General features: G+C 62.4%; 15 protein-coding genes. All 15 read left to right on the forward strand.

Going from position 1 to position 14,611, the window contains the following annotated elements:
* Positions 1–46 precede the first annotated feature (46 nt).
* Entirely contained in the window at positions 47–1,075 is a 1,029-nt protein-coding gene (gene ruvB, locus KUD11_RS07990) for a Holliday junction branch migration DNA helicase RuvB (protein WP_109385173.1), read from the forward strand.
* Positions 1,076–1,129: 54 nt separating this feature from the next.
* Positions 1,130–1,756 (forward strand): hypothetical protein, encoded by a 627-nt coding sequence (locus KUD11_RS07995; protein WP_181375352.1) that lies wholly within the window; start codon positions 1,130–1,132, stop codon positions 1,754–1,756.
* Positions 1,757–1,889: 133 nt separating this feature from the next.
* Positions 1,890–2,963, forward strand: a complete 1,074-nt coding sequence (locus KUD11_RS08000; protein ID WP_109385171.1) for a transporter substrate-binding domain-containing protein — start codon at positions 1,890–1,892, stop codon at positions 2,961–2,963.
* Positions 2,953–4,020 carry an ABC transporter substrate-binding protein gene (locus KUD11_RS08005; protein ID WP_397545207.1) on the forward strand — a complete coding sequence of 356 codons (1,068 nt, stop codon included), beginning with the start codon at positions 2,953–2,955 and terminating at the stop codon, positions 4,018–4,020. Before KUD11_RS08000 ends, KUD11_RS08005 begins: the two co-directional genes overlap by 11 nt.
* 174 nt (positions 4,021–4,194) lie before the next feature.
* On the forward strand, positions 4,195–4,581 hold the full coding sequence (gene ybgC / locus KUD11_RS08010) for a tol-pal system-associated acyl-CoA thioesterase (protein WP_109385170.1): 387 nt from the start codon (positions 4,195–4,197) through the stop codon (positions 4,579–4,581).
* 117 nt (positions 4,582–4,698) lie between these two features.
* The gene (gene tolQ / locus KUD11_RS08015) at positions 4,699–5,394 is read left to right on the forward strand and encodes a protein TolQ (protein ID WP_109385169.1); all 696 of its coding nucleotides are present in this window, start codon (positions 4,699–4,701) and stop codon (positions 5,392–5,394) included.
* A 3-nt stretch (positions 5,395–5,397) separates the two neighbouring features.
* Entirely contained in the window at positions 5,398–5,898 is a 501-nt protein-coding gene (gene tolR, locus KUD11_RS08020; protein WP_109385168.1) for a protein TolR, read from the forward strand.
* An 11-nt stretch (positions 5,899–5,909) separates the two neighbouring features.
* Positions 5,910–7,025 carry an energy transducer TonB gene (locus KUD11_RS08025; protein ID WP_109388057.1) on the forward strand — a complete coding sequence of 372 codons (1,116 nt, stop codon included), beginning with the start codon at positions 5,910–5,912 and terminating at the stop codon, positions 7,023–7,025.
* On the forward strand, positions 7,025–8,359 hold the full coding sequence (tolB, locus tag KUD11_RS08030; RefSeq protein WP_109388055.1) for a Tol-Pal system beta propeller repeat protein TolB: 1,335 nt from the start codon (positions 7,025–7,027) through the stop codon (positions 8,357–8,359). The genes KUD11_RS08025 and tolB overlap by 1 nt, the downstream gene beginning before the upstream one ends.
* A 106-nt stretch (positions 8,360–8,465) precedes the next feature.
* Positions 8,466–8,978, forward strand: a complete 513-nt coding sequence (gene pal, locus KUD11_RS08035; protein ID WP_109385167.1) for a peptidoglycan-associated lipoprotein Pal — start codon at positions 8,466–8,468, stop codon at positions 8,976–8,978.
* 15 nt (positions 8,979–8,993) lie between these two features.
* The gene (locus KUD11_RS08040) at positions 8,994–9,827 is read left to right on the forward strand and encodes a tetratricopeptide repeat protein (protein ID WP_109385166.1); all 834 of its coding nucleotides are present in this window, start codon (positions 8,994–8,996) and stop codon (positions 9,825–9,827) included.
* Complete coding sequence (gene tilS / locus KUD11_RS08045; RefSeq protein WP_181375280.1) at positions 9,824–11,062, forward strand: tRNA lysidine(34) synthetase TilS; 1,239 nt, start codon at positions 9,824–9,826, stop codon at positions 11,060–11,062. The genes KUD11_RS08040 and tilS overlap by 4 nt, the downstream gene beginning before the upstream one ends.
* Positions 11,063–11,140: 78 nt before the next feature.
* Positions 11,141–13,060 carry an ATP-dependent zinc metalloprotease FtsH gene (ftsH, locus tag KUD11_RS08050; RefSeq protein WP_109385164.1) on the forward strand — a complete coding sequence of 640 codons (1,920 nt, stop codon included), beginning with the start codon at positions 11,141–11,143 and terminating at the stop codon, positions 13,058–13,060.
* Positions 13,061–13,161: 101 nt separating this feature from the next.
* Positions 13,162–13,842 carry a methyltransferase domain-containing protein gene (locus tag KUD11_RS08055; RefSeq protein ID WP_258305402.1) on the forward strand — a complete coding sequence of 227 codons (681 nt, stop codon included), beginning with the start codon at positions 13,162–13,164 and terminating at the stop codon, positions 13,840–13,842.
* An 82-nt stretch (positions 13,843–13,924) separates the two neighbouring features.
* Positions 13,925–14,542, forward strand: a complete 618-nt coding sequence (locus KUD11_RS08060; protein WP_109385163.1) for an MOSC domain-containing protein — start codon at positions 13,925–13,927, stop codon at positions 14,540–14,542.
* Positions 14,543–14,611: the final 69 nt, after the last annotated feature.

The raw sequence follows: 14,611 nt of genomic DNA on the forward strand, positions 1-14,611 counted from the left end.
CGCACGCCTATCCGCCCTTGCGAGCGTCCTCATGGGAGGTGTCCGCATGAGCGAGCCTGATCCCGCATTGCGCCCAGAAATGTTGCCCGAGGATCTGGATCGGTCCTTGCGCCCGCAAATTTTGTCGGAATTTATCGGGCAGGCAGAAGCGCGGGCGAACCTCAGCATCTTTATACAATCAGCGCGGCAGCGCGACGAGGCGATGGATCACACGCTCTTTCATGGACCGCCGGGCTTGGGCAAAACCACGCTGGCGCAGATCATGGCGCGTGAATTGGGTGTGGGGTTTCGGATGACCTCGGGGCCAGTTCTGGCCAAGGCGGGCGACCTTGCGGCGATTCTGACCAATCTTGAGGCGCGCGATGTCTTGTTCATCGATGAGATTCACCGGCTGAACCCGGCGGTGGAGGAGGTGCTCTACCCCGCGCTGGAGGATTTCGAGCTTGATCTGGTGATTGGCGAAGGCCCCGCCGCGCGCACGGTGCGCATTGAGTTGCAGCCCTTTACGCTTGTCGGGGCGACCACGCGTCTGGGGCTTTTGACCACGCCTTTGCGCGACCGGTTCGGCATCCCCACGCGGTTGCAGTTCTACACGGAGGACGAGCTTTTTGAGATTGTGGTGCGAAATGCGGACCTGCTCAAGATACCCACCGAGGCGCAGGGCGCGCGCGAGATTGCGCGCCGGGCGCGGGGCACGCCGCGCATTGCAGGGCGGCTTTTGCGGCGGGTCGTGGATTTTGCCGTGGTCGAAGGCGGTGGCCGGATTTCCTGCGCGTTGGCCGATGCGTCGCTCACGCGGCTTGGTGTTGATCAGCTGGGTCTTGATGGCGCAGACCGGCGGTATTTGCGGCTGATTGCGGAGGCCTATCAGGGCGGCCCTGTGGGCATCGAGACGCTAAGCGCGGCCCTGTCGGAGAGCCGCGATGCGCTTGAAGAAGTCATCGAGCCATATCTTTTGCAGCAAGGCCTCATTCAGCGCACGCCGCGCGGTCGGATGCTGGCCCGTGGGGGGTGGCGGCATCTGGGGCTTGAGGCGCCGCGCGCGCCGGGGCAGGATGACCTTTTCGAGGGTTAGCGTGCTGCGCCCGCTGAGGATTTGAGTATTTTTGCTAAGAAGAAGGGGGCTTTGATGGAGCCTGCGGAGATTGAGGCGCTTTTTACGCGCACCGATGAGAGCTATCTCTTTGCGCGCTGGGGCCGTCCGATTGCACCCATCGTGTTCGGGGTGGAGGATGCCACGCTGCGCGTCGTCAAGGGCGCGATTGAGGCTGTGGCGCAGCTTGCCGGGCATGATGTTGTGGACGTGGACCCGGAGCTGGGGGCCAATCTCATGGTGTTTTTCTTTCGCGAGTGGGAAGAGCTTTTGGAGGTGCCTGATCTGGGGCGGCTTGTGCCGGATCTTGAGCCTTTGGTCGCGCGGCTGAGGGCGGCGGATGCCAATCAATACCGTATCTTCCGCTTTGAGGAGGCGGGCCCTATCAAGGCCAGTTTCGTATTTTTGAGGATGGACGCGCATCTTTCGGCTGTGCCCGCCGAGACGCTGGCGCTCAGTCAGGTGGTGCAGACGATATTGCTATGGTCGGATGCGGCGTTTCAGGAACGCTCTCCCTTGGCGCAAGCGCCGGATTCGGGGGCTGTGATCTTGCGTCCTGAGATTGGGGATTTGATCCGTGCCGCCTATGATCCGGTCATGCCGGGTCATGCGGTGGATCCGTCTCATGCGATACGTCTTGCTGCGCGGCTGCGGCGGACCTGACGTCCAAGAGTGTGCGTCTATTGTGGCTGTTGGTGGCGCCTCGTGTTGGGTAATTCGGGCGCGCGCGGTTGAAACCGGGTTGACCGAATGGTGTCATGCTTCCTAATTTATACTATATATTGGGGGTGTTTGTATGAGTAATACCTTTTTTAGTGGTGTGCTTGGGGTTTTTGCAGTCATGGGTGGGGCCGCCTTTGCGGCTGAATGCGGTGGGAGCTACGTGGTGCAGCGTGGCGATACCTTATCCCTGATAGCTGAGCGTCACTATGACGACGCGGGTCTGTGGACGGTGATCCATAACACCAATATCGGCCTGATTGGCGAGAGCCCGAATGCGGTCGGGTTGGGGATGCACTTGTCTTTACCTTGCGTGAATGGCCTGCCTTTGGGCTTGGAGAACAACGCGCCTGTGGCCCAAACCGCGCCCGAGTCTTTGCGTGTGTCTGTGGCGTCGGTGGGCGCGCACGCCCGCATCAACCTTGTCACCGCCAGCGATTATGCCCCGTTCACGGATCGCGATCTACCGGGGGGCGGGCTCCTTACGGAGGTGGTGGATGCGGCGATGCGCAAGGCGAACCCTGCGGCGGGGTATGCCATTCACTGGGTCGAGGCATGGGACGCGCATCTTGACCCGCTTTTGAGCAATGCGCTGGTGGATATGGGATTTCCGTGGGTCAGGCCGGATTGCGCGACCACGCCCCAGGAATATCACTGCACGAATTTCGCGTTTTCCGATCCGATGTTCGAGATGCTGACGCTGCTCTTCACGCGCAGGTCCGATCCGATAGCCTTTGCGCAGGACAGCGATGTGCATGGCAAGGTCCTCTGCCGCCCTGAAGGCTTGTCGCTGCACCAGATGGATCGGCCGGACCGGCGGTGGCTGGCGCAGGAACTTGTGAGGTTGGAGCGGCCGCGCGCTGTGGCGGATTGTTTTGAGATGCTGATCTCGGGTGAGGTGGACGCGGTTGTGCTCAATGAGTTTACCGGGCGCAATGCGATGAAGGATCTGGGCCTCAAGGCGCAGGTGCAGATCGTGCAGACCCGCCCTCTGGCCATTGAGGGGCTGCATGTCTTGGTTCACAAAAGCCACCCGGAGGCGGATCAGTTGTTGGAGACGATCAACGCGGGCCTGCGAGGGATAAAGCAAGACGGCACCTATCAGCAGATCATCGATGCCCATATGACCCGCATCTGGGATGGGTTCTGAGGCCGTGCCGGGGATGGGGAGACGCGCGGGCATTTGGGCGGTGATGCGCTCTGTGGGGCTCGGGTCTGCGCTGACTCTGATACCTGCGGGCGCGCTGGCACTTTGTGATGTGACCTACCGGGTGCAGCCGGGTGACACGCTCGCGGCGATTGCCGATGTGCATTACGGGGATGGCGAGAAATGGACGCTGATCTATTATGCCAATCTCGATATGATGACACCCGGCACGCGGGATGTGGCCCCGGGCGCACAGGTCTATGTGCCATGCCCGGCTGGCGAGATCGCGCCGGACGATACGCCGCTGTTGCAGCCAGACGCGGAGATGACGCTGCTGACGGGCGGAAATTACGCGCCTTTCACGGATCAAACCTGGCCTGGCAACGGCCTTGTGACCGAGTTGGTCAATGCAGCACTTGAGATGACACCTGAGCCCGTGCCCTACGCGATCACATGGGAGGATCAGTGGTCGCAGGACCTGCTGCCGCTGCTTGATGAAAAGACGCATGATATGGGGTTTCCGTGGCAGCGCCCGGATTGTGAGGGCACGCCTGACGATGCGCTTTGCGCCAGTTTCCATTTCTCTGAGCCGTTGATAGATCTGCCGATCATGCTGTTTGTGCGTGCCGAGGGCGGGATGGTCTATGCTTCGGACGCGGATGTGGTGGGCAAGACTCTGTGTCGGCCCAAGGGCTTTTTCACCCATGATCTGGACCGGGCGGACCGCCGCTGGCTGAGCGAGGGCCAGATCACCCTGCGCCAGCCTTCAAGCCCCGAGGCCTGTCTTGAGATGGTGATGTCGGGGGAGGTGGACGCGGCCACGTTCAATGTTTTCCTTGGTACGTCCAAGATCAAAGCGATGGGGTTGCGGGGGCAGGTCGTGCCTTTGGAGACGCCGCTGTCGCATGAAGCGCTGCATGTGGTGATTTCCAAGAGCCATTGGCGGGGCACCACGCATCTCTACCGCGTGAATGCGGGTTTGGAGGCGTTGCGTGCGTCGGGGCGGTATGGCGAGATCGTCTCGCGCCATCTCAGCCTCTTTTGGGAACAGGTGAAATAGGTCTTGAGCCGCACCTGTAAGGACGCGCGCGGCAATTCCACCACCTCAGCCTCATCCGCCCTTGCGGCCTGCGGGATCAAAAGGCGCGCGTTGGCAGGGAGTGACGCAGGGCAGCAAGCGGCTTCCGGGTGGGTGCATGTTGCGATTGCGGAATAGAGGGCGTAACGTGCCAACATGGCTCATGTTTTTCCCGTCCGCGTCTATTACGAAGATACCGACATGGGCGGCATTGTCTACCATGCTAATTACCTCAAATTCATCGAACGTGCGCGCAGCGATTGGGTGGCCACGCTTGGCGTGGACCAGCGCGCGATGAAGGATGAAGGTGCTGTTTTTGCCGTGCGGCGGGTGGAGTGCGACTATCTTATGGCGGCGCGGTTTGATGACCGGCTGGAGGTGCGCACGCGGACCCTTTCGGTCACGGGTGCGCGGCTTGTGATGGAGCAGGAGGTCTGGCGCGCCAAAGATCTGATTTTCTCCGCGCAGGTGACGCTTGTGTGCATCAATGACGCAGGCCAGCCCAGCCGCCTCCCGGCGAATATCCGCCGTCTTTTGCACTGATCTGCGAATTTTGCCGCCGATGACGTGATCGTCATGGCTTTCCCCTTGGAAATAGGCTAGTTTCATCCCAATTGAGGCATGAAAACGTGCCCATATGAAATAGAGCAGAGCAGGCTTATGGAACAAGAAACCCTTGCGATGGCGCAGGAGATTGATTTCTCTATGTGGGCCCTTTTCGCGCGTGCGACCCTGGTCAACAAGATCGTGATGGTCATGTTGGTTCTCGCGTCTTTCTGGACGTGGTCGATCATCATTCAGAAAACAATCCTGTATCGCAAGGCCAAGGCTGAGGCCGAAACCTTCGATGCGCAATTCTGGTCGGGCGAGCCTTTGGACGAGCTGTTTGAGCAGACCGGAACCGACCCCGAGGGTCAGTCACAGCGCGTCTTTGCCTCTGGCATGACCGAGTGGCGGCGCAGCCACCGGGGCGATGGTGGGATGATCGCAGGCGCGACCAGCCGGATCGACCGCTCCATGGATGTGGCCATTGCCAAGGAATCCGAAGGGCTGCAATCGCAGCTGAGCATTCTGGCAACCGTCGGCTCCACAGCGCCGTTCATCGGCCTTTTCGGCACCGTCTGGGGCATTATGCATTCGTTTATCGGCATCGCCGAGGCGGGCAATACAAACCTCGCCGTTGTGGCGCCTGGCATTGCGGAGGCCCTTCTGGCCACGGCGCTGGGCCTTATGGCGGCGATCCCGGCAGTGGTGTTCTACAACAAGCTGAGCGCGGATGTGGACCGGCTTGTCGCAGGCTATGAGGCCTTTGCCGATGAGTTCGCGACAATTCTCAGCCGCCAGCTGGACAGTTGAGCCATGGGTGGAGGAACCCTTCAGAGCGACGATGGCGGAGGCCGCAGGCGGCGCGGGCGCAGACGCTCGGTCCCGGTGTCGGAGATCAACGTCACACCCTTTGTGGATGTGATGATGGTACTGCTCATTATCTTCATGGTGGCCGCCCCCTTGATGACCGTGGGTGTGCCGGTGGAGCTTCCCAAGACCGCCGCCAACGCCCTGCCGAGCGAGCAGGAAGAGCCGCTCAGCATCACCATCACCGCCGATGGCACAGTGATGGTGCAAACCACGGAAGTGGCGCGTGACGAGCTTGTCGCGCGGCTGCGGGCGATTGCCGCCGAGCGCGAGAGCAACCGGATTTTTCTGCGCGCAGATGGCGCTGTACCTTATGCACAGGTGGTGCAGGTGATGGGCGCGCTCAATAGCGGTGGGTTTGAGAATATTGGCCTTGTGACGGATACGGGCGGGCCGGCATTGGACGCGGCAAGCGTGCAGAGCGACACCGCCTCCGGGCTTGAGTAAGGTTGCGGGCGGTGAATACCGGGCAAATCATATCGGGCAGCGCGCATATCGGGCTTCTGGGCTGGGCGCTCTTGGGAAATATGTTCTCAAGCGATCCGTTGCCATTCGAGGTCACGCAAGTCACCGCCATTTCCGCCGAGGAATATGCCGCCCTCTTCGATCAAACCGGCCCGGTGCCGGTGCCTGAGGTGATCGCCCCGGAGGTGCCTGACGCCCCCGACGAGGCGCCCCCGCTCAGCGCCACCCCCGATGAGGCCCCCGTGCAACCCGCGCCCGAAGCCGCAGCCCCGCCCGAGCCCGATCCAGCGCCCGAGGCCGTGGCCCCCGTGGAGCAGGCAGAGGCGCAGGACGAAGCGCCGGTGCTGGAGCCGCCCTCCGAGGACGTCGCAGCCCTTCTGCCCGAAACAGCGCCCGTTCCCCAAGAACGCCCTGCCGAGCGTGTGGCCCCCGAACAAGTGGCCCCGCCTGAGCCGGAAACCGCCGTCGATGATGTGGTGCGCGAGCAGGTCGTGCAAGACGAGGCGGGCGAGACCCAAGCCGAGCAGCAAGAGGCAACTGCGCCTGAGGCTGCCGCGACCGAGATCGTGACCGAGGCCGAGCAGGCAGCACCGTCTGCCTCTGTCCGCCCCAGGTCGCGCCCCGCCCAAGTGGTCGCCGCAACGCCAGAGCCAGAGCCCGCGCCCACAGTTGAGACAGCCGCGCAAACCCCTGCTGCGGAAGTCGAAGACAACAGCGCAGTCGAGGCCGCCCTCGCCGCCGCTTTGGGCGGCACCACGACGCCTACGCCCACGGTCTCGTCCGGCCCGCCACTTACGCGCGGCGAGAAAGATGCGCTGCGCGTGTCGGTGCAAAATTGCTGGAACGTGGGCTCGCTCAGTTCCGAGGCGTTGCAAACATCCGTGGTCGTCTCGGTCGAGATGGGCGAGGACAGCCGCCCGCTGCAAAACTCCATCCGCATGGAGAGCTTCTCTGGCGGGTCCGCCGCCGCCGCGCAACAGGCCTATGAGGCTGCGCGTCGCGCGATTATCCGCTGCGGTGCACGTGGATTTAACCTGCCCGCCGATAAGTTTGCCTCTTGGCAGACTATCGAAATGACCTTTAATCCTGAGAATATGAGGATCAAATGATGATGCGTCTCGTGACCCTTCTGGCCTTTATGACCCTTGCCGCCCTGTTCTCGGGGATGCCCGCGCCCGGCCACGCGCAGGATGGGCCCTTGCGGATCGAAATCACCGAAGGTGTGATCGAGCCTATGCCTTTCGCGGTCCCGGCCTTTGTCGCCGACAGCGCAGGGGGCGAGCAGGTCGCGCGCGACATCGCGGGCGTGATCTCCGCCGATCTGAGTGGCACAGGGCTTTTCCGGGAAATCCCCTCCGAGGCCTTCATTAGCCGTATCACCAGTTTTGCCAGCCCTGTGCAATTCGCCGATTGGAAGGCCGTGAACGCGCAGGCCCTCGTCACCGGTGCTGTGAGCGTGGACAGCGCGGGCAAGCTGGTTGTGCGCTTTCGGGTGTGGGACGTGTTCGCGGGGCAGGAACTTGGCAGCGGGCTGCAATTCGTGGGCACGGTGCAGGGCTGGCGGCGCATGGCGCATAAGGTTGCCGATCAGGTCTATAGCCGCATCACCGGCGAGAGCGGATATTTCGACAGCCGGGTTGTCTTTGTCGCCGAAACCGGCCCCAAGGATCAGCGCGCCAAGCGCCTTGCGATCATGGATTATGACGGCGCCAATGTAAGCTACCTCACCGATAGCAGCGCGCTTGTTCTCGCCCCGCGCTTTTCGCCCACGGGCGACCGGATCCTCTACACTAGCTATGAGACGGGCTTTCCGCGCATTTATGTGCTGGACGTGGCCAGCGTGACGCGGCGTGTGCTGGAAAGCCAGGATGGGACGATGAGCTTTGCGCCGCGCTTTGGCCCCGATGGGCAGGTTGTTGTCTACTCGCTCAGCCGGGGGGGGAATACGGATATCTTCCGCATGGATATCGGCTCAGGGCGCAGCACACAGCTGACCAATGCGCCGTCGATCGAGACCGCCCCAAGCTTCAGCCCCGATGGCAGCCAGATCGTGTTTGAGAGCGACCGGGCGGGCTCCAATCAGATCTATGTGATGAGTGCCTCGGGCGGCGAAGCGCGCCGGATCAGCAGCGGCACAGGCCAATATGGCACACCCGTCTGGTCCCCGCGCGGTGATCTCATCGCGTTCACCAAGCAATCCAAGGGCCGGTTCCATATCGGCGTGATGCGCACCGATGGCAGCGAAGAACGGCTTTTGACCGCGTCCTTCCTCGATGAGGGGCCCACATGGTCGCCCAATGGCCGCGTGATCATGTTCACCCGCGAGACCCAAGGCGCACAGGGGCAGGCAAACCTCTATTCCGTCGATATCACGGGCCGGAACCTGCGCAAGGTGCCGACCACAAGCGGGGCGAGCGATCCGTCATGGTCGCCGCTGCAATAAGCCGAAGCAGCATGGGTTTGGGGCCTCTTGTATTTTGCAAAACGGCCCATCACGTGCTAGAAGATAAAGAAAAAATACTTCACCCATATTGAGCGGGGCAAAAACGATGAAACTGATTAAATCCACACTGATGCTGACGGCGGCACTGGCGCTGGCGGCGTGTACCAATCCTGACCGGTTTGGTGATAACGGCAACGCGGTCGATCTTAACAGCGCGAATGGGGGCTTTGCCGGATCGGCCAGCGATCCCACGTCGCCTGCCTATTTTCAACAGACGGTCGGTGATCGCATCCTCTTTCCGGTGGATCAATTCACGCTGACCGCGGACGCGCGAGCGACTTTGGACGGACAGGCCACATGGCTGATGACCAACACCGATTTCGACGCGGTGATCGAAGGCCACGCGGACGAGCAAGGCACGCGGGAATACAACCTCGCGCTGGGTGCGCGGCGCGCCAATTCGGTGCAGGAATACCTGCTGAGCCGTGGTGTGCCGGGCAACCGTATGCGCGTTGTCAGCTTTGGCAAGGAACGCCCCATCGAGCTTTGCAGCGCCGAAAGCTGCTATGCTCAGAACCGCCGTGCAGTGACTGTGATCTCCATTTCACCCACCAGCTAAAGTAAGGCCGCCCCCATGCGTTTCATCTTCCGGCTTTGCGCCGCAGCCCTTTTGGCCGCTACGTTTGGCGGTCCTGCCTTGGCACAGGACCGTGACCAGACCTTGGCCGATATCCGGCAGGAACTTTCGGTGCTGTTTGTCGAGGTGCGCAAGCTGAACCGGGAACTGAGCACGACAGGCGGCGCGTCTGATCTGTCGCTTGGTGGCTCTGTTTTGGACCGTGTGGGCGCGATTGAAAGCGAATTGCAGCGCCTCACGGCCAAGACCGAGGAGTTGGAGCTGCGCGTGGACCGGATCGTGAGGGACGGGACAAACCGGATTGGCGATCTGGAGTTTCGGCTTGTGGAGCTTGAGGGCGGTGATCTGAGCCAATTGGGCGAAACCAGCACTTTGGGCGGCGGCGAGGTGTCAACGGTGACGCCCGCACTCGCGCCCGAGCAAACCAACGCCCCTCAGTCCGAGATGGCTGTGGGCGAGCGCGCTGATTTCGAGGCCGCCGAGGCCGCTATGGCGGCTGGCAACCATGCCGAGGCCGCCGCACTTTTTGCCGCGTTTCGCAGCAATTATCCCGGTGGCCCGCTGAGCGAGCGCGCAGGGCTGTCCCAAGGGGCGGCACTTGAGGCGGCAGGCGACACGGCTCCGGCGGCGCGGGCCTATCTCGATGTTTTCTCGACCAATCCGCAAGGCGCGGTGGCCCCCGAGGCTCTTTTCCTTCTGGGGCAATCCCTTGGTCGTTTGGGTCAGACTGATGAGGCTTGCCTCACGCTGACCGAGGTTGGCACGCGTTTTCCCGCCTCCGACAAGGTGCTTGAGGCACAATCGGCCATGCAAAACCTCGGCTGCTCGTGACGGCAGAGGCGCTCGGGCGGCTCATTTCTGAACATTTCGGCGCGGCTACGGCGACGCAGGCCTCTTTGGGGGTGGCTGTGTCTGGTGGTGGCGATTCACTGGCGCTTTTGCATCTGCTCAAAGCGTGGGGCGGGCCGCTGCGCGTGGTCACTGTGGATCACGGGCTGCGCGCAGAGGCGGCGGGGGAGGCGCTTGGTGTGGCCGAGGCCTGCGCCGCGCTGAACGTGCCGCATGATATCCTGCGATGGGATGGCTGGGACGGGCAGGGGAACCTCTCCGCCCGCGCGCGGGCCGCGCGCTATGCTTTGATGCGCGATTGGGCGCTTGGGCATGGGCTGAGCGGCTTGGCGCTGGGGCACACGGCTGAAGATCAGGCAGAAACGGTCCTGATGCGGCTCGCGCGGCGGGCGGGCGTCGATGGCCTTTCGGGCATGTCCGCAAAGCGGGGTATGGGTAAAATGATTATGCACCGCCCCCTTCTGGCCGCGCGGCGCGAGGCTTTGCGCGACTATCTTCGTGGGCTGGGTGTGGCTTGGGTCGATGATCCCAGCAATACCGACGGCGCATTCCGCCGGGTGCAGGCGCGCCGCGCTCTGGAGGCGTTGGAGCCTTTGGGGCTGACGGTGGAGGCGCTTTGCGATGTGGCTGGGCATCTGGCCGAGGCGCGCGAGACCCTTGCGCAGATTGCGGCGGCGGAGGCGGATAAGATTTGTCGGGTCGCGCAGGGCGATGTGCTGATTGACCCTGTGCGGTTCTCTTGCCTGCGCCCAGATATCGCGCGGAGGATCATGGAGGCCGTGCTGCGCTGGATCACCGGCGCGGACTACGGGCCGCGCGGTGCCGAGACGGCCCGCGCGCTGGCCAAGGTGGCGGCGCAGGAAAGCTTCACACTGGCCGGGTGCCGGATCACCATGTCCCGCGGTGAGATGCGCGTCACCCGCGAATATAGGGCCGCAGAGCGGGCCGTGCCGTCCAAGGGAGGGGTCTGGGACAATCGCTGGACCGTTAGCCCCGCGCCGGAGGGGGCCGAGTGGCGCGCGCTGGGCCCCGAGGGCCGGACCATGATGCCAGACTGGCGGCAGAGTGGGGTTCCCGTGGCGTCCATTGAGGCGTCTCCGGCGCTGTGGCAGGGCGCGGAAATACTGGCCGCGCCGCTGGGCCAACCGGACGCGGGGCATGGCGCAGAACTGTGCCGTTCTGCGCCAGATTTGCGCACATTGATATTATCGCATTGAAGTAAGGGTCATCATCTCTATTTTAGAGGTAACGCCACCGCGATCGGCGCGGGGCAAACGAATTCTAGGAGTGTTCCTTTGGGTAACGCACGCAATATCGCCTTCTGGCTGGTTCTGTTCTTGCTGATTCTCGCGCTGTTCAATCTGTTCAGCGGATCGAGCGGGGCCGTTCAAAGCAAATCGGTGAGCTATTCTGAGTTCATCACATCGGTTCAGGATGACAATGTCACCGCTGTGACCATCGACGGGGAAACGATCCAGTTTCGCGGCGCGGATGGGCAGGACTACTCCACTATAATGCCGGCCGATGCACAGATCACCGAGACGCTGATTGCTCAGAACATTCCCGTCACGGCCAAGAGCCAGACGCAATCGGGCTTCCAAACCTTCCTCGTGTCGCTATTGCCTTTCGTTTTGCTGATCGGGGTGTGGATTTATTTCATGAACCGGATGCAGGGCGGCGGCAAAGGTGGGGCGATGGGCTTTGGTAAATCCAAGGCCAAGATGCTGACCGAAAAGTCGGGCCGCGTGACCTTTGATGACGTGGCAGGCATCGACGAGGCCAAGGAAGAGCTGGAAGAGATCGTTGAATTCCTGCGCAACCCGCAGAAATTCTCGCGCTTGGGCGGGCAGATCCCCAAAGGTGCGCTTCTCGTGGGCCCTCCGGGTACGGGTAAAACGCTTCTGGCGCGCGCCATTGCGGGTGAGGCGGGTGTGCCATTCTTCACCATCTCTGGCTCAGATTTTGTGGAAATGTTTGTGGGCGTCGGTGCAAGCCGCGTGCGCGATATGTTTGAGCAGGCGAAGAAAAACGCGCCGTGTATCGTCTTTATCGACGAGATTGACGCCGTGGGCCGTCACCGTGGCGCGGGCTATGGCGGCGGCAATGACGAGCGTGAGCAAACGCTCAACCAGCTTCTGGTGGAGATGGACGGGTTTGAGGCCAACGAGGGCGTGATCATCGTGGCCGCGACCAACCGTAAGGACGTGCTCGACCCTGCATTGCTGCGTCCGGGCCGTTTTGACCGTCAGGTCACTGTGCCAAACCCCGATATCAAAGGCCGTGAGAAAATTCTCGGCGTGCATGCGCGCAAGACGCCGCTTGGCCCTGATGTGGACCTGCGCCTGATCGCGCGTGGCTCGCCCGGCTTCTCCGGCGCGGATTTGGCCAACCTTGTGAACGAGGCGGCCTTGATGGCTGCGCGTTTGGGGCGGCGGTTTGTCACCATGGTGGATTTTGAGCAGGCCAAAGATAAGGTCATGATGGGGGCCGAGCGCCGCTCCATGGTCCTGACGCAGGACCAAAAGGAAAAGACGGCGTATCATGAAGCCGGTCACGCCATTGTCGGCATGGCCTTGCCGAAATGTGATCCGGTCTACAAGGCGACGATCATCCCGCGCGGTGGCGCGTTGGGCATGGTGGTGAGCCTGCCGGAGATTGACCGCCTGAACTGGCACCGGTCCGAGTGTGAGCAAAAGCTCGCCATGACCATGGCCGGGAAAGCCGCCGAGATCATCAAATACGGCGCGGATGATGTGAGCAACGGCCCCGCCGGTGATATTCAGCAGGCCTCGGGCCTTGCGCGCGCCATGGTGCTGCGCTGGGGCATGTCCGACAAGGTTGGCAACATCGATTACCAGCAGGCCCATGAAGGCTATATGGGCAACGGCGCGGGCAGTTTCTCAATCTCGGCCAGCACCAAAGAGCTGATCGAGCAAGAGGTCAAACGCATGATCGACGAGGCCTACGGCACCGCATTCAAAATTCTCACTGATAAGAATGAGGAGTGGGAACGTCTGGCCCAAGGCCTTTTGGAATATGAGACCCTGACCGGCGAAGAGATCGTGCGCGTTGCACGTGGCGACCCGCCGCAGATGGACGATGATGCGGAAGATCCCGATGCGGGCAACGCGCCTTCTGTCACCGCCATTCCCAAGACCAAGCCCAAAGCGCCGCGTGCGCCCGGCGGCGGCATGGAGCCCGAACCCACCGCGTGACCAAACTTGCCGCCAAAGCAGACTGGAACCCGGGCGCCTATGCCCGGTTCCAGGACTTGCGCCTGCGCCCTGCGATGGATCTTCTCAACGCCGTGGGTCAGATGGGCGCGGGCGAAGTGGTCGATCTCGGATGTGGTACAGGTTCGATGGGCTCAGCACTCGCGGCGCGGGCCTCGGGGCGACCTGTGGTGGGCGTCGATGCGTCGCCTGCCATGCTCGCCAAGGCGCGGCAATCCAAGGGCTATGACAGTTTGCAGCAGGCCGATTTTCGCGATTGGCACCCGCGCCGCGCGCCCGGCCTGATCTATTCCAACGCGGCGCTGCATTGGACCGGGGACCACGGCAAATTGCTGCCCCGGCTGATTGGCTTCTTGGGCAAAGGCGGCACGCTGGCCGTGCAATTGCCGCACCAGAACAACGCGCCCTCGCACCGGGTCTGGCTGACGCTGGCGCAGGAAATCTTCCCCGGGCGGGTCGATATCGAGACGACTCCGGGTATTCAGAAGCCCGTTGAATATGAAGAAATGCTCTCGCCCTTGGGCCGGTTCCGCATGTGGGAGACGGAGTATTACCAACGTCTGAGGGCCGAAGCCGGGAGCCATCCGGTGCGCCGCTACACCGAGAGCACCTATGCGCGCCCGATTCTTGATGCGCTGGAACCTGATGAGCGGGTTGCTCTCATTAAGGCCTATGAGGATGTGATGAACAGCGCCTACCCCGTGCGCGGCGATGGCTCGGTGCTCTTCCCGTTCCGGCGGTTCTTTTTTACACTCACGGTTTAAGCAGGCACGACGCCGTAAAAGGGCGTTGACGCGGGGCGTGCGCGCAGGCCAAGTTTGCGGGCAGTCCTAAGGAGCCTGTCTCATGTCGGCCATAAAGAAAACTGCCCATACAGCAAAAATCACATGGCTTGGCCGTGTCGATACGGGCGACGAGGGCATCCGCTCTGCCGCGTTGGAGCGGATTGAGGCCACCTATGCCGGGTTTGATGGCGAAAAGCACAGCGGGCTGACACGGCCCTCCTGCGTGCGGGTCAAGGCTATGCACTCTGAGGGCACGGATATCCGCAATGTGCGGCAATTCTCGATTCTGTCGGAGGAGGAGCTGGCGCTTATCGCGGCCGATATGGGGTTGGAGAGCGTCGATCCCTGCTGGCTCGGGGCGACGATGATCGTCTCCGGCATCCCTGATTTCACGCATATCCCGCCCTCCACCCGCCTTCAGACGGCGGCGGGCACGGCCCTTGTGATTGATATGCACAACCAACCCTGCCAATATCCTGCGATGGAGATTGAGGCCGACCGCCCCGGCCACGGCAAAGGGTTCATTGCCGCCGCGCGCGGACGGCGCGGTGTGACCGCTTGGGTGGAGCGGGAAGGGCTCCTTTCGGTGGGTGACGCACTTGATGTTTACGTCCCTGATCAGCGGCCATGGGCCGAGCTTGATGCCGCGCTGAGTCCCAAAGCGCGGGCGATGCGCTAATCGTGGTCGCTGGTTCAGGCGTGCGGCTGCTACGGAGACGCTCGTCTTACACAGAGGTTTTTTTCCTCC

The organism is Roseovarius carneus, from assembly GCF_020141465.1.
Taxonomy (GTDB): Bacteria; Pseudomonadota; Alphaproteobacteria; order Rhodobacterales; family Rhodobacteraceae; genus Roseovarius; species Roseovarius carneus.